This window comes from Bacillus zhangzhouensis (assembly GCF_000715205.1).
Lineage (GTDB): Bacteria > Bacillota > Bacilli > Bacillales > Bacillaceae > Bacillus > Bacillus zhangzhouensis.
In genome coordinates, this window is the sequence record NZ_JOTP01000007.1 from 44,971 (window position 1) to 61,223 (window position 16,253).

The 16,253-nt window shown below is 40.0% G+C and carries 15 protein-coding genes; 7 read left to right on the forward strand and 8 right to left on the reverse strand.

The window, feature by feature from the left end; translation table 11 throughout:
• Positions 1-67: 67 nt before the first annotated feature.
• Complete coding sequence (locus tag BA70_RS08090; protein ID WP_034320536.1) at positions 68-928, forward strand: alpha/beta fold hydrolase; 861 nt, start codon at positions 68-70, stop codon at positions 926-928.
• A gap of 39 nt (positions 929-967) precedes the next feature.
• On the opposite strand, the gene BA70_RS08095 is transcribed toward BA70_RS08090, so the two are convergent.
• Entirely contained in the window at positions 968-2,395 is a 1,428-nt protein-coding gene (locus BA70_RS08095) for an alanine/glycine:cation symporter family protein (RefSeq protein ID WP_034320539.1), read from the reverse strand.
• 33 nt (positions 2,396-2,428) lie between these two features.
• On the reverse strand, positions 2,429-3,409 hold the full coding sequence (locus BA70_RS08100) for a glutaminase (RefSeq protein WP_051691126.1): 981 nt from the start codon (positions 3,407-3,409) through the stop codon (positions 2,429-2,431).
• 517 nt (positions 3,410-3,926) lie between these two features.
• On the opposite strand from BA70_RS08100, the gene BA70_RS08105 reads away from it, so the two are divergent.
• The 3 genes from BA70_RS08105 (at position 3,927) to BA70_RS08115 (ending at position 7,434) form a co-directional block, all read left to right on the forward strand.
• Complete coding sequence (locus BA70_RS08105) at positions 3,927-5,213, forward strand: sensor histidine kinase (RefSeq protein ID WP_034320542.1); 1,287 nt, start codon at positions 3,927-3,929, stop codon at positions 5,211-5,213.
• A 4-nt stretch (positions 5,214-5,217) separates the two neighbouring features.
• On the forward strand, positions 5,218-6,156 hold the full coding sequence (locus BA70_RS08110; protein ID WP_034320544.1) for a response regulator: 939 nt from the start codon (positions 5,218-5,220) through the stop codon (positions 6,154-6,156).
• A gap of 192 nt (positions 6,157-6,348) precedes the next feature.
• A complete protein-coding gene (locus BA70_RS08115) occupies positions 6,349-7,434 on the forward strand; it encodes an SEC-C metal-binding domain-containing protein (RefSeq protein ID WP_034320546.1) in 1,086 nt (361 codons plus the stop codon).
• 55 nt (positions 7,435-7,489) lie between these two features.
• Here the strand turns inward: BA70_RS08115 and BA70_RS08120 are convergent, their stop codons facing one another.
• Positions 7,490-8,530: a DUF4352 domain-containing protein gene (locus tag BA70_RS08120; protein WP_034320549.1), complete on the reverse strand. Its 1,041-nt coding sequence runs from the start codon at positions 8,528-8,530 to the stop codon at positions 7,490-7,492.
• Positions 8,531-9,001: 471 nt separating this feature from the next.
• Here BA70_RS08120 and BA70_RS08125 point away from each other — a divergent pair, with 471 nt between their 5' ends.
• Positions 9,002-9,931: an aldo/keto reductase gene (locus BA70_RS08125; protein WP_034320552.1), complete on the forward strand. Its 930-nt coding sequence runs from the start codon at positions 9,002-9,004 to the stop codon at positions 9,929-9,931.
• A 31-nt stretch (positions 9,932-9,962) separates the two neighbouring features.
• Here the strand turns inward: BA70_RS08125 and BA70_RS08130 are convergent, their stop codons facing one another.
• Together BA70_RS08130 and BA70_RS08135 are read right to left on the reverse strand one after the other, a co-directional pair.
• On the reverse strand, positions 9,963-10,937 hold the full coding sequence (locus tag BA70_RS08130) for a sensor histidine kinase (protein WP_034320555.1): 975 nt from the start codon (positions 10,935-10,937) through the stop codon (positions 9,963-9,965).
• Positions 10,938-10,948: 11 nt separating this feature from the next.
• Entirely contained in the window at positions 10,949-11,650 is a 702-nt protein-coding gene (locus tag BA70_RS08135) for a LytR/AlgR family response regulator transcription factor (protein WP_034320557.1), read from the reverse strand.
• A gap of 161 nt (positions 11,651-11,811) precedes the next feature.
• Between BA70_RS08135 and BA70_RS08140 the strand changes: the two genes are divergently transcribed.
• Both BA70_RS08140 and BA70_RS08145 read left to right on the forward strand, forming a co-directional pair.
• Entirely contained in the window at positions 11,812-12,552 is a 741-nt protein-coding gene (locus BA70_RS08140; RefSeq protein WP_034320560.1) for an ATP-binding cassette domain-containing protein, read from the forward strand.
• A complete protein-coding gene (locus BA70_RS08145; protein ID WP_034320563.1) occupies positions 12,552-13,727 on the forward strand; it encodes an ABC transporter permease in 1,176 nt (391 codons plus the stop codon). Before BA70_RS08140 ends, BA70_RS08145 begins: the two co-directional genes overlap by 1 nt.
• 56 nt (positions 13,728-13,783) lie before the next feature.
• Here the strand turns inward: BA70_RS08145 and BA70_RS08150 are convergent, their stop codons facing one another.
• From BA70_RS08150 to BA70_RS08160, 3 genes are all read right to left on the reverse strand, one after another.
• Complete coding sequence (locus BA70_RS08150; RefSeq protein ID WP_034320566.1) at positions 13,784-14,335, reverse strand: hypothetical protein; 552 nt, start codon at positions 14,333-14,335, stop codon at positions 13,784-13,786.
• A 16-nt stretch (positions 14,336-14,351) separates the two neighbouring features.
• A complete protein-coding gene (locus BA70_RS08155; protein WP_034320568.1) occupies positions 14,352-14,549 on the reverse strand; it encodes a hypothetical protein in 198 nt (65 codons plus the stop codon).
• 558 nt (positions 14,550-15,107) lie between these two features.
• Positions 15,108-16,169 (reverse strand): DUF4352 domain-containing protein, encoded by a 1,062-nt coding sequence (locus tag BA70_RS08160; protein WP_034320570.1) that lies wholly within the window; start codon positions 16,167-16,169, stop codon positions 15,108-15,110.
• Positions 16,170-16,253 lie beyond the last annotated feature (84 nt).

The following is a 16,253-nucleotide window of genomic DNA, read 5'->3' on the forward strand; positions in this document are numbered from 1 at the left end:
TTTTCTGAAAAATGGAAAATATGCTATGTTGGAAGAATAAAAGGACAAGGAGAAGGGTGGCAAAGGAATGGAACAAATTCAGTTTCAATTTATCCAAACAAATGGAATAAAGCTCCATACAGCAATAGCTGGACCTGAGAATGGCCCGCTGTTTGTGCTGCTGCACGGGTTTCCTGAGTTTTGGTACGGCTGGAAAAATCAAATCATTCCCCTGGCAGAGGCAGGCTATCGTGTTGTCGTTCCTGATCAAAGAGGCTACCATCTAAGCGACAAGCCAGAAGGAGTCGATTCATATGTATTGGACAAACTGAGAGATGATATCGTGGGCTTGATTAAGACGCTGAGTCCGAATCAAAAGGCGATTGTCGGCGGACATGATTGGGGAGGAGCGGTTGCGTGGCATTTGGCATCCACACGTTCTCAATATGTAGAGAAATTAATCATTGTTAATATGCCGCATCCGCGAGTGATGATGAAGGTTCTCCCGTTTTATCCGACACAGTGGAAGAAGAGCTCCTATATTGCTTTCTTTCAGCTTCCAAATGTACCAGAGGCAGCACTTCAAGAAAATCAATTTCAAAGGCTGGATGAAGCGATTGGGCTGACTGCTAGACCACACTTGTTCACCAAGGAGGATGTCTCAAGCTACAAGCTGGCTTGGACGCAGCCAGGAGCCATAACGTCCATGCTGAATTGGTACAGGGCTATCAAAAAAGGCGGCTTTGAAAAACCGATTTCAAAACGCATTCTCGTTCCTGTTCGCATGATCTGGGGGATGGAGGACAAGTTTCTAAGCAGAAAGCTGGCGAAGGAATCGATTAAGATTTGTCCAAACGGACAGCTGATTTTTGTCGATGATGCTTCTCATTGGATCAATCATGAAAAACCAAATGTCGTCAACAAACTCATACTCGAATTTTTGAAATAAAGGAAAAAGCTCTGATCAGAAGACCAGAGCTTTTTTTATTTACCCGATTTGATTCTTTTTCAAAGAAGCAGGTTCGTCGTCCCAGCATTCAATTTTCTCATTGTTTGGAACGGCATTTTTATAGAAGATAGGATCTTTGCCTTCTTTTTTCTGTCTCGTATAATCCTTCAATGCTGCAAAGGCGACCTTAGACAGCATGGTAATGGCAATCAGGTTGACGATGACCATGAGTCCCATGAATAGGTCGGCTAAACCCCAAACGACAGGAACAGTGGCAACAGCACCGAAAAGGACCATTCCAATAACGGCAATTCGATAGATGTTAAGCCAAATTTTGTTCGCTCCCAGGAATTCAATGTTCGTTTCACCATAGTAATAGTTACCGATTAATGTACTAAAAGCGAATAGAAAAATCATGATCGCAAGGAATCCGGAGGCCCATGGTCCCATGTGCTGGCTTAGTGAAGCCTGTGTTAATTCAATTCCTTGCAGGTTTGTTGTTTTATACGCATCAGAGAACAGAACAATAAAGGCTGTACTTGTACAAATAATTAATGTATCTGTTAACACGCCGAACGCTTGGATTAACCCTTGTTTAACAGGATGGCTTGTCACTGCAGTTGCTGCTGCGTTAGGTGCACTACCCATACCAGCTTCGTTTGAGAAGAGACCGCGTTTAATCCCTTGTAATAATGCCCCACCTAGTGTACCTCCAGCGAATTGTTCAAATCCGAAGGCATGTTGCACAATTGTACTAATGACACCAGGAAGTTCTGTGATATTTGTGATAATGACAAAGAAAGCAATTCCGATGTAAGCAACAGCAAGCACAACGACGATATATTCAGATGCCTTTGCAATCGCTTGGATTCCCTTGAAAATAATCGCTGCAAAAATAACGGCCATAACAATGCCGACTGTTAAACGGTCTAGACCAAAGGAGCTTTTAAAAGCGACTGTGATTGTATTGGATTGAACCGCGTTAAAGACAATTCCGAAAGAAATCGTAATCAGGATGGCAAATAAAACCCCCATCCAGCGCTTGTTTAATCCTTTTTCCATGTAATAAGCAGGTCCACCGCGGAATCCTGATTTATCTTTTACTTTATACACCTGAGCCAGTGTACTTTCGACAAAGCTTGAGGCAGAACCGATAATCGCTACGATCCACATCCAAAAAATGGCCCCAGGACCTCCAATCGCAATTGCGATGGCAATCCCTGTGATATTCCCTGTTCCTACACGTGCCGCCATACTGATGGCGAATGCTTGGAACGGTGAAATGCCCTCTTTTTCTTTTCTTCCTTCTCTTAGGACACGCAGCATTTCTTTTATCATTCTCACTTGCAGGAAGCGTGTTCTATATGTGAAGTAGACCCCAACTCCAAGTAATAGAGCAATCACAATATAAGTCCAAATAAAATCATTTGTATGTGTTAAATAAGATACCAAAACTTTTTCGTTCATAACATCACCTCTTCGAATTCATCACTGTTCTTTTTAAAAAATACTGAGATCCCACTCTTTGGCAAGCTTTTTCAGCATCATGACACCGGTAATGCTATTTCCGCAATCGTCAATGGCTGGACCGTAAATGCCGATTCCACAGCCTGTCTGAAACGGGAATTCTCTTCTTGCGCTTGGCGGAACGCAAGCCATAATTCCTCCAGACACACCACTTTTAGCTGGAACGCCTACGAAAGCAGCAAAATTACCAGAGGCATTATACATGCCGCATGTCAGCATCAATGCTTTTGTTAGTCTTGCGATATCTTTTGGGATGACTTGGACTTGTTTAAAGGGATGGTAGCCATCACTTGATATAATCAGTCCAATCAAGGCGATGTCCTCTGTTGTGACCTCAATGGAACATTGCTTTAAATACACTTCTAACGTGTCCTCGACATCTGATTCTAAGTAATTGGTTTCTTTCAAATAATAAGCAAGTGCCCGGTTTCGATGGGCAGTTGCCCATTCTGATTGATAAACCTCTTCATTAACAGAAGGGCGCTTACCTATTAAGTTTTCGATTAAATCGAAAATATATGCTAGCTTTTCTGTAGAAGTATTTCCTGGAAGGATGGAGGAGACGGTAATAGCTCCAGCATTAATCATTGGATTAAAGGGCTTCCCTGGTTTATGCATCTCAAGGCGGTAGATGGAATTAAATGCATCACCAGTTGGCTCTACATCTACCCGATCCAAGACGTAAGGTACGCCTCTTCCTAAACAGGCAGCTATAAAGCTGATGACTTTTGAGATACTTTGTAGGGTAAAGGGAACGTCCCAATCACCATATCGTACAGATGATCCATCTGGGCCTATCACGCTGATACCAAGCTGAGAGGAATTCACTTTTCCGAGTGCTGGGATGTAGCCAGCATTCTGACCGTTTTTGTAATATGGTCGTATTTCTTCTGCCCATTGATCAACAGAAGATTGGCATGCGTGTTGTGTATTATTAGAAATTGCTGTTTTCATACGATTCCTCCAATCAAAAATCAAAAAGTACCCTATTGAATTGGCGGATGACAAAAAATGCGATCAAATAGGCACGAAAACATGTTACACATCTTCAAAGAACTTGTCATGCGCTGCTTGTACCACTCCTTTACACCTAAATATATGTTCAAATGAAGGCTTTGGCGGCGATAAAACAAAAAGGGCTTTTAGTGAAAATTCAGAAAACGCTTACATATAGTTTCACTAAAATTGTTCATTCAATTTATCTTGGAAACTACACAATCTGACGTAAATCTACAGAAAAATTTACAAATAAAAATCAGTCTGTCGATCATTGTCTAAACAATTCCCATTATTGTAGACAATCTCCAAAATGCAGAATAGCTGAAAGGTCACCTTGCTGCCTCGGAGAATAGTCATAAAAAAGGATTTTGGAGATGAAAGGAGTAGCGAAAATTATTTTTTTGCACATTGTGAAGAAAAGAGTCTCCTTGTATACTGTGGCTATGCAAACAGGGGAAGGGATGTCAGTCATTTGAGTTTAAACCAGCTTGTCAAAAAAGACGCATTCATTTTAATTTTTATGGTGGTGATTGTGCCGCTTGCAGGAGAGCTGAAGTTTTATCCTGTGAACGAGACATTTCGCATCAGTTTTGGAGCACCTGCGTTTTTCTTTTGTTTATTACTCTTAAGAAAATCTAGACCACTGCTGCCGGGATTTTTAACAGGCGCAGCCATTGTGCTTTTTCGAGTAGGCTTAGATCTGATTCAGCAGAATGCTGATTTGGCTGCGTCGTTTTATCAGCAATTCCCAAGTTTCTTTTTCTATTTCACTTATGCTTTTCTGTTTTTTGCCGTCCGTACAGGGCGTTTTAAGCAGCGCTCTATTTTCATTGGGATCATCGGTCTCATGATCGAACTACTTGCTGATTTTGTCGAGCTGTTTGTACAATTTCTAGTGTTCGATACAACGATGACCTTATCAAAGCTGAGTGATATGTTCCTCATTGCGTTTGCTCACAGCTTTGTGGTGATCAGCTTTTTTAATATGATGAGGCTGTATGAGGCACAATCAAGAGAGAAACAAATCATGAAACAAAATGAGCATATGATGATGGTCATTTCGAATTTATATGAGGAAACGGTTCACTTAAAGAAAACGTTAAAACATACAGAGCATATTACGCAAGAATCATATCGGCTTTACCGTCTACTGCATGACCACGAAGCAGGGAAGAAAGTGAGTCAGGAGCTGTTGAAGCTTGCAGGAGAAATCCATGAGGTGAAAAAGGACAATCAGCGTATTTATGCTGGGCTTTCAAAGCTGATTACAAAGGAAAATATGCAAGACTATATGAGAGCCGAAGAGCTTGTTCGCATTGTCATCCGCATTCAAGAAAAATACGCCCTATCTCTAGAGAAAAACATCTCCTTTACATCTGATATACGAGGTATTCATTTGCATGATTATCATGTGTTCATTTTCTTATCTTTGATTAATAATTTAATGGCAAATGCAGTTGAAGCAATAGAAGATAACGGAACGATCTCACTCGTATTAAAAGGCAGTCATGATAAAATAGAGATTCGGATTGAAGATGATGGACCGGGTATTCCTGAAAAATTGAAAGAGGTTGTATTTGATCCAGGCTACACTTCAAAATTTGATGCATTTGGTACACCGTCTACTGGGATTGGCTTATCCTATGTGAGAGAGCTGGTTCAAGAGCTTGGCGGTCAAATCCAGATCGAACAAAAAGAAACAAAAGGTACAGCTTTTCAGCTTGTCCTTCCTATACAAAATTTAATACAGAGAGGGTGAGTGTATGCGATTTTTCATTGCAGATGATGATCGTGCAATACGCTCGATTTTAGGTCAAATCATTGAGGATGAGGATTTGGGAGAGGTCGTGGATGAAGCTGATGACGGAATTGGATTAGAAGCCCATTCATTGAACCTAAAAAAAGTAGACATCCTTCTGATTGATCTATTAATGCCTGCTAGAGATGGCATTCAAACCATTCGTCATATTCACCCTGAATTCAAAGGCAAGGTCATCATGATTTCTCAAGTAGAGGCGAAAGAAATGATGGCAGAAGCCTATGAACTGGGGATTGAATATTATATTCATAAACCCGTCAATCGAATTGAGATCGTCAGTGTCATTCGAAAAGTCATAGAGCGCATCAAGCTGGAAAAATCGATTTACGATATTCAAGCTTCCCTTCGCCATGTGCTGCCATTAGAGCCCGTGATTTCTCGTGATGCGGGCACTGGGGCGAAGCGAAGAACGATGAAAGAGGCAGGAGAATTTCTCCTATCTGAATTAGGAATTGTCGGAGAGAGCGGCTCTAAGGATCTAATAGAGATACTGATCTACTTACATGAAACACAGACAGCCAATTCTCATGAGGTCAATTTCCCTCCACTAAAGCAGTTATTTATCAAAACGGCGGAGAGAAAGCTGAATCATGGTGCGACCGATGTGGAAGTGATGCGGGAAGTAAAAGCAGCAGAACAGCGAATTAGACGAGCCATTCATCATTCCTTGAATCATTTTGCCTCATTAGGATTAACAGATTTCTCAAATCCTAAGTTTGAGCACTATGCGTCGAAGTTTTTTGATTTTACCGATGTCAGCCAAAGGATGAAAGAAATGCAGAAGACATCTTCGCCCGCAGGATCGACGGGCAGAGTCAATACGAAGAAGTTCGTTCAAATCTTTTATTTCGAAGCAAAGCAGTTATTCGAAGGAATGAGCTAAGAAAAATCTGTTGGAATGATTGGAGAAAATAAACAGAGAAAGGGAGCCTTTTTCTATGATCCGTCGTGCTAGTCAGGTGTCTTTGTTATTTATCTGATCATTCTGATTTTTCTTTTTTCTTGAAAATAAAACCCTCCTGTGCGATCGTTTGTTAAAATAGTGAGGTTAGACTAGAATGTCGGAGGTTTTATTTTGGGAAAAATTAAACGAAATGCGCTCTGCCCTTGCGGAAGCGGAAAAAAATATAAACATTGCTGTGGCCAAAAGTCAGGCGGAGAACAAACGTCTGAGCTTGTGTTTAAGGAAGCTGTACAAGTTCAAAAGGATTTAATGAATTATGCTTTCTCTAAGCATCAGAGAGCGATCAATCAATTCATTAATGAGTTTACATTTCTTGCGGATATGGATAAAGAAACGCAACAAATCTCAGTCTTTCATTTGAGTGTATGGGGCATCTTCTTCCGCCCATTAACTGATAAGAAAGAAACCATCTTCCATGAATTCCTGACAAAGAAAGCAGAGGATATTACCCGTCCGAAAACAAAACAAGTGGTTCAATCTTGGACAGACATGGAACCATCATTGCTTTTATTAAATGAAAAAGCAGGCGAGTCTCTTTACTTTGAGAATATGGTGACATCGGAGAAGGTTGAAGTTGATGTAAAACCGGATCAAACAGTGCTGCCAGAGAAGGGGAGTCTCGTGCTTGGTTTCCCTGTTCAGTTTGAAGAAAAAGCAGAGTTTTTCATTCAATATACGATGTTTGCGAAAGAGTTTACAGATACCCTTCTTCTTCAGGTTCGCCAGCTCGTTGAAGCATATGAAGCAAATGGAGGAGCACGCAGCACATTTATGAGAGAATCATTCCCAGAAGTGCTGAAGTGCATGTTTGCAAAGCAAGAGGTAGAAGAAACAGAAGCACCTGCTCAAACGGTAGGCGGCACAGGCCTATCAGCAGATCGTATGGACTGGGCAAATGACGTTCAGCTGGAGACAGCCAAGCTGATTGAAGACGGGATGAAGGAGCACGGTGATCAAAGCCTGACAGATGGCGCTTTAACAGTTTGGAAAGCCTATTGTGATCAGAAATCACCTGTAATCCGTAAAGCAGCGTCGTTTGCTGCGGGAATCGAATACTACATTCATTCACTTGCAAGTGATGCTCCACTTTCTCAAGCACAAGTAGCGAAAAAGTATGGCATCAGTGCGTCTACTGTATCGAGCCGTTTTAAAGATATCGAAAAAGCGGTCAAAGAAGAGCAAGAGGCGACTGTATAACGTAATGAAAAAAGACGCGGCACCTTCAAGGGGCCAGCGTCTTTTTTGTTTCTTATTATCTCGTTTTAATAAAGCCGCTCATGTACTGCGCTGTATTATAATCGTTGAGGTCAATTTTCCACTGACCATCCCCATTACGTTTCATTTTCACTTCATATTCAGCTGGGCTGGAGACTGGAGGAAGCTTTTCGAATTCAGATGCGTACATGCTTAAGCTTTTCTTATACAATTCTTCTTTAGAGCGGATTTTGCCGTTGTAAAACTCATCTCTTTGCTTGTCTAGCTTGTCTTTTAAGTTAGACGCATCAATGCCTGTTACTTGTGCGACAACCTTAGCTTCGTCATCTGAGATGGTTTTCACACTTGTTTCAACTTTGGCTTTATCCTTCATCGTGTTTTGAATGCGTTTGTACATGGAAAGAATATCACGGTCACTGACTTCATTTCCATAAATTCCTGCACTTCTCTTGAAATCTTTCACAAACATTTCATGATATTTATTGACGACATCTGATTGGTTGTCGCCCGTTAATTCTGAGAATTGATCGTTCTTTTTGTCAAAGACAATAATGTCGGTATAAGCGGATAGCGCTTTTGCTGGGTTATCCAGTTTTTTCGCTGTATCGAGTATCTTTTTGCCATCAAGTTCAATTTCGATAGAATCACTGTTTTTCTTGATGCTGTCGTGGTAGACGAACTGATATTTTTTACCTTTGTCCACTAGGAAATAAAGCGCACCTGATAGTGACTTTCCTTTGTTCAATGAACCAAGGTCAAGGCGGTCTTTACTGCCGTAGAATTTCAAATCAGATACTTTGGCATCGTCCTGATAAAGGGAGAAGTCAGAGTGATATAATGAAAGGGCTTTGTCACCTTTGTTTGTGATCGTTAGGTTGACTTTTAACACCATTTCATTGTCTCGTAAGGTAGTTGTTGAGTCTTCTGGTAACGTATATTCATAGCTATTGACTTTTACCTCTGCTGTTTTCGTTGATTTTTGATCAGCATCGGTTGATTTTGCTGAGCTCTGGCAGGCTGCAGAGATGATCATCACGAATGAAATCATGAGGAATGCACTTATTTTTTTAAGATTCACAGTTGATGCTCCTTTGCTTTTCTTTCGTCATTTTATTCCCGCTATCTGACTAAGAAAAAAGAAACAGATAGAATGGTATATTCGGGTGTTAAAGGGGAAAATCTCCTAATGACGATTTGCACTATTCATTCTATCGAAATTCATTCAGGATACGGAATAGGTTTTAGTCCCTATCTTTGATAGATTTTTACACAAATACCTATAAAAAAAGGAATTTCGTGAGCATAATATACCGGTTAATAAGAATTAATTTATCGACTTATCATGGGTTTTAGATGTTTTTTTATGAAAATCTTGAAATGAAGGTGTTGAATACGTCGCAAGAATCTAATTTGGAAGACAGCTTAAATGAATTTATCATTCGCACCATCTATTTCGCAGCGTCCACCTCTTAAGAGAGCAGTATACTTGAATTTTGAAAATGATTCGTGGGAAAATAAGGATGATTAAGCAGATAAGGGAGATGAGCTTTTGAAAAAGGTAACGCTTGGACGAACTAATTTACAGGTGAATCCGATAGGGCTTGGTACGAATGCGGTAGGTGGGCATAATTTATTCCCGAATCTGAGTGAAGATGCTGGACGGGAGCTTGTGGAAACGGCTCTTGATCAAGGTGTCAATTTCTTAGATTCTGCCTTTATTTATGGGCTGGGCCGTTCAGAAGAATTGATCGGTGAGATCATTGCCAAAAGAGGCGGTAGAGATGAGCTTGTCCTTGCGACAAAAGGAGCTCATAAAGAAGTAAACGGGCAAATTGAACTCGATAATAGTCGTGATTTCTTAAGAGAGCAGGTCGAAAATAGCCTGAAGCGACTGCAAACAGATTATATTGATTTGTACTATATGCATTTTCCAGATGGGCGCACGCCGCTGGAAGAAGTAGCAGGCACATTAAAGGAATTGAAGGACGAAGGGAAAATCAAGGCCATTGGTGCATCAAATCTTGATTTTGAACAGCTTCAAGCCTTTAATCGAGATGGTTACTTAGACGTGCTTCAGTCGGAGTATTCTCTGCTGAAACGTCAGGCGGAGCAGGATCTTCTTCCATACTGCGTTGAGCATGGTATTTCCTTTATTCCTTATTTCCCATTAGCATCAGGCTTGTTGACTGGGAAATTTACAAAGGATGCGACATTTGATGATATTCGAGCAAAGGACCCGCTTTTCCAAGGCGATGCGTTCCTTCAAAATCTCGAAAAAGTAGACAAGCTGAAGGCCATTGCCCAATCGAAGAATGCAGAAACGGCACACGTCGCACTGGCATGGCTTTTAGCGCAGGACGGCATTGATGCCATTATTCCTGGTGCAAAACGAGCAGAGCAAGTCTTGCAAAATCTAAAAACAAACGATGTTCAATTAACAGAAGAGGAAATCAACCAAATCGACCAGATCTTCTCTTAATATATAAAAAAATAAGGTGCTCAGCTGCACCTTATTTTTTTATGTCACCCGTGAGAGGGATTTTGATCACGAGCCGAAAGTTTGGAGAACGGTAAGTGAAATCAAGCATACCGTCTGCTTTTCCAACAAGCTGATGGATAATATAAGTCCCCATTCCTTGATGCTCGCCGCCTTTTGTGGAACGGCCAAAGGTTTTGAACAAATGATCTAATAGGTGTTTCTCCATTCCTTTTGTGCTGTTTTCACAATGGATTAAAAATAGCCCGCTTCGAATAGAGGTCGTAACCGAGATGCTGGCCTCTTTCCCGGCTTGCTTCGCTTCAATTGCTGCATCAAGGGCATTGTCAAGCAGGTTGCCAGTAAAACTAACCTGATCCGCCTTTGAAAAGGGAAGCGATGAAAAGGGTGCTTGAAGATCTAGTGAAAGTGCAATGTCCTCTTTTTCAGCCCGCTGGAAAAAGGGATGAAGGGTTGAGGCTAGATAAGCGTTTTCCCCTTTGATCCAAGGGAAATGTTTCACGTATTGCTGAATCAAATCCTTGATCTCATGCTCGTCGTTCGACGTGGAAAAGGCATTTAAATGTCTGGCTGTTTCATGATGTTTACTGCGCAGCTCAAGCAGCAATTCATTGGTTCTTGATTCTGCGTTTGTCAGCTCTTGAAGCCGCCCGTTTAACCGGTGCTCCGTCTGCATCATCTTCAATGAAAGGAGATCTGCTGTGATCATGATCATGAAAGCCAAAAGATGGCCCAGCCCGTTCCCTTGAGGGAGAAAAAGCGAAAGCCCTGCGCATGTGATCAGCACAAAAGCGCCTAATATCACGTATCCACTGATACTAGGCCAAAACCTTTTGTAAATGAAGAATGTATAAAGACAAATGACACAAAAAGTGAGGAGCCACAAAACAACAGACGTCAACGGAAGAAAAGCTTCAGCAGTTGCTCGAAACGAAAGACCTAGCCATATGAGAGCATATATGCGGAATCCAAGATAGAAAGCGTTCACGTTCGTTCTCCTTAAAAGTAGTATTTCTTAAAGTATTCTAATTGCTGCTTGGTCATCATGGCTTTTTTATCAGTGCCTTCAAAAGACACGATAAATGAATTTTTGGCATACGCCGAAAAGTTTTTAATGTAATGAATATTGATGATAAACGAGCGGTGGGAGCGGATAAAATCCTTCTCAGCTAAATCGCCCTTTAACTCGTTTAATGTCTGGTATGTTTGGATATCTCCTGTTGTTGTGACAATGGTCGTTGAACGGCCGGTTCGTTCAACAAAAATGACATCCTTCTTCTGTAGCACATGGATATCTGACTGTTGCTTGATGAGAAGCCGTCCGTGAATGCTTTTCTCCTGCTTGGTTGACATGTAGCGCTCTAAGGATTTGGCGATTCGATCGGCATGGTAGGGCTTCATAATATAATCATGTACATTCAAATCAAACGCATGGACAGCATATCCGCTGTTTCCTGTCACAAATACAACATCGACATTCAGTGCGTGAGAGTGAATGAGGTCCGCTAGTTCATAACCTGACATTCCGGGCATTTCAATGTCTGCAAACAACAGATCAATGTCTCCTTGTTTGACCTTCTCATAGGCATCCTCTGCTGACTGCGTGACAAAGACAATGTCAACAGCCTCCATTCTGCCTACAATGGCGTGCAGTTTTTCTAAATCTACTCGGTAATCATCAACGAGACCTACTTTTATCATAAAAATCACCTATGACTCTTCTTATTATTTGTCTATTTTACCATTTGTTTTTTTAAAATAGATCATTTCAAGACAGAAAAAGGACGTTTCGCGACATTTTTATGTCAGGCAAGCGTTATTTTTTCTATCATAGACTTAGGAAGTCGAAAGGGGCGAACCAAATGATTACTCTCAGTGATTGCAGCTGCTGGTTTAAAGATAAGAAAAAAGTCGTGAAAGCAATGAAACATATGACGTTCTCTGTGAAAGAAGGGGAAGTGGTTGGCATCCTAGGAGAAAATGGTGCAGGAAAAACCACATTATTGCGTGCGGTGGCGACTTTATTGGAGCCTACTCATGGAACAGTTAATGTAGCGGGCTTTGATACAGTGAAAGAAGCAACAGAAGTGAAAAAGCGAATTGGTGTCTTGTTTGGCGGAGAGACGGGGCTTTATGACCGTTTGACGGCTCGAGAAAATCTTGAATACTTTGGCAAATTATATGGCTTAGATCAGCATGAAATCAAAGCAAGAATAGAGGATTTAGCCAAGCGCTTTGGGATGAGACAATATATGGATCGCAAGGTGAAAGGCTTCTCACGGGGGATGAAACAAAAGGTGGCGATTGCCAGAACATTGATTCATGATCCTGACATTATCTTATTTGATGAACCAACAACAGGCCTAGATATCACGTCGAGTAATATTTTCAGAGATTTTATTCATCAGCTCAAACAGCAAAATAAAACCATCCTATTTTCAAGCCACATCATGGAAGAAGTCAGCCTGCTTTGTGACAGTGTGATGATGATTCATCAAGGAGAGCTTGTGTACAAAGGCACACTCCCAGAATTATATGCACAGGAACAAAGTGAAGACTTGAATTATATCTTTATGTCGAAGCTCGCAAGGGGGATTTCATAATGTGGAAAACCGTATTTTTAAAAGAAATGACAGATGCGCTAAGGGACCGGAAAACGTTACTCTTAACAGTGCTGATTCCTCTTTTGACGATGCTTGGGCTGGTGTTCTTTTATGAAAGTATGATCGCAGATCCAGGGGATGAAACCTATACGGTCGCAGTCAATGAAAAGCTTCCATCCGACATGAATCAAATGATCAAAGAGGTCAAAAACATCAATCTTGAAACATTTGATGACCCGCAGCAAGCCGTCAAGGATGGTCAGGCAAATGCATACCTAGAAATGCCGAAAGATGCGGACGACATGCTTCAGCATCAAAAGTCATTTGCAATTAAAATCCATGGGCATACAACGGACGATGATTCGGTCATAACGGTTCAAATGCTGCAATCATTGCTGGAGCAGTATCAAAACCAAGTGGTGGAAAAGCGTTTAGCAAACGATCAGATCAACACGTCCGTGATTCATCCGTTTGAGGTACAGTCCGTTGATGTAGAAGAAGGCGAAGAAGGGGAAAATGGAATGACCGCTATGCTTTTGTCGATTCTCCTTCCGATGATTTTGGTAACTTCCGTCATCTCTGGCGCTTTGCCAGCTGCGCTTGATATTGTAGCGGGTGAAAAAGACCGGAAATCCATTGAAGCGTTGTTCCTGACACCTGCCAGCAGACTCCAGATTCTCATCGGAAAATGGCTTGCTGTCTCCATGTTCGGTATTTTAAGCGGAATTGTGGCGATCGGCATGCTGCTTTTATCCACGCTGCTCTTTACAGAGAAACTGAAGCAGGCTCTAAACTTTGGTGATCAAATGTGGAGCATTATCGCCGTCATGTTTGCGGCGTTAATCATCTTTTCCTTCATGGTATCCATGATTGAATTGCTGCTCAGCGTGATTTCTGGCTCAGTCAAAGAAGCGCAGTCGTACATGTCCATGATCATTACACTAGGTGTCATCCCAATGTTCTTTACCATGAGAGCGGGTGCTACGCAGCTAGATACGTATTACTTTGCGATCCCATTCCTTAATATTCACGCACTGTGTAAACAATTGATGTTTGGTATCATCGATCCAATGTCCATCACCTTGACACTCGGTTCCTCGGCTCTCGCAGTCGTCATCTTGTTTGTCATCGTGAGAAGTTTGTTTATGAAAGAGAAATGGATGCTTGCCAAATAAAGAAACGCCCTCTATGATAGAGGGCGTTTTCAGGTGAATGCCGATCACTGTATTTTTCAGTTTAAGAAACCGAATTGATCCAAGTTCTCTAAATAAAATTGAAAATACTCGTCATGAATATCAACTGGATATTCTTCTAACCCATTTTCAATAATTGCACCTACAATTAAAGCATTTATATACCTATCAAGCTTTTCGCAACTAGCTCTTACTTGAGATTCTGAAATATATAACCCATCTTTACTTTCTAAAATGATATCAATTCTTCTACCTTCTTGTTCATCAAGCAATAAGTGATTATACTCCCATTCTTTGACTCTCTTGGGATTTAAGGGATGTTCGCGATTATCAAGTATTTCTTCACGATGATTCTTTTTTTCCTCATTTGAAAACAATTGAATCAATAGACTCGGATCATCAATGACAAAACATTTATATATCTTAGTATATTCAAAGTGATCATCATTCACTAAATCTAAAATCTTTGTTTTTGAAAATTCTCTAGCTTTAAATTTAGACGTTATCATCTCAACGACTTGTTCTTTAGTAAAAATCAATTGATCTTTTTTATATAAATACTGTTTGTATAGCTTTTCGTAATTATACATTATTCACCTCTATTAACTATTTAACAGGCCCTCCGTAGAAAGCATGAGCTTTTGGAGTCCTTTTATAGGGATGCCAGTGATAATAATAGCCTTTCTTGGGCTTACCATCGTATTTATCTACTTCATTTATTGGTTTATCATTTCGATTAGCTCCAGCTGCAACACCTTTTGCCTGATTAGAAGAAATAGACCAAATATCCTTTTTTGACTTCATCCTAGCGATTACCTTAAAAAATGATTTAATTTTATGGTAAATTTTCTCTTTGAAGTGGTTACTAATTCTAGCATAATCACAATGATAAAAAGTTTAAAATCACCTTAAACTGAGCATATAGAACCTTTTTTTGAATATTTTATAAAAATGGAATTATTTATATTTCGAAGAGTTTTATTAAGGAATAACTTAAATAGAAAATAAGAGTTGGTGAATGAAAATGATGGTTTACTTTTATAATGAGTTAGGAAAGAAGCTAGATTTATAATATAGTTCAATAGAAATAAAGAATGAGGAGTACATTTTTTTACTTTGAGTTTATATTTCATCTTTAACACAAATAAGCAGAAAAACATCTTAAGTACAAAAAAGAATAATCAGGATTGAATATCTCATAGTGATCAAGCTAAAGAAATGGAACACTGATTATAGAAAGAAATGTTGTCAAGGGTAAGATAACTTGACTATATTCTGTTTTTTTATGATAGAGGGGGTTTACGTTCGCCAAACCAAATGATAAATCATAACAAAAAACCCCCGGGGAACGGGGTTTTTTTGTTAGTTCTTGATGAATTTCTCAACTAATGAGCTTGTTTTGTAATCGTTCAAATCAAGTTTCCATTGGTCGATATCATTTTTCTTCATGTTGACTTCTACTGTTTCTTCAGAAGATGATGGTCCTAATTTTTTAAACTCTTCTGGATAGATAGAAAGTAAATATTTTTGTGCATCATCGTAAGACGCTGTACGGTTTTTGCTGTAGAACTCAGTTGCTTTCTCTTTCAAACGATCGACAAGTGGGCTTGCATCAATCGGTGTGAGGGTTACAGTCACGACTGCTTTATCACCACTGATGGATTTTGTTTTTGTTGATACTTTTGATTTTTCAGCTAATGTTTCTTTCACAGCTTTTAGAAGCTTATCAAGGTTTTCGTCCTTCGCTGAGCTAGAAGAAATACCTGAGGAAGAGATATAGCCTTGTTTGAATGATTTATCAAATTCGTTCACAACTGTTGATTTGTTATCGCCAGTTAATTTTTCGAAATCTTCGTTTTTCTTACCAAAAATCATGACATCAATATAAGAAGAAAGAGCTTTTGCAGATGCTTGAAGCGTATCTGCCTTTTTCATTAAGTCTTTTCCTTTAATATCGAACTCTAGTGTTTTGTCATCTTTTTTCGATCCACTGCCTGGCTCTGTGTAAACAAGCTGATAGTCTTTATCTTTATCAACAACATAGAAAAGACCGCCTTTTGATACTTTGTCTGCATTTAGAGAGCTTGAAGATAATACTTCGTTGTAGTCATCTGGAGAAATCGTAGACACCTGTGCGTCATCTTGGTAAAGCGTAAAGTTGCTTTTATCAACATTGAGAGGTTCTTTGCTGATGTTTTTTACAGATACGTTCACTTTTAGTACATACTGATCATCCTGTACAGATGTATCGTATTGAGGTGGTAATGTGTACTCAGCACTTTCTACCTTTACCTCTGCTGCATCAAGGGATTTTTTTGTATCGTTTTCTTTCGCAGCTGTTTTGTCTTTTCCACCACTACAAGCAGCAGCGATAACAGTTACACACAACATTAGAAGAAACAGGGATAATTTCTTTTTAAACATGACATGATTTCCTCCTCGGGTTTATGATGAATTTCATTGAAAAGCTGTAGTTCATATCATTCTTTTTGCACAAAAAGAAAAATA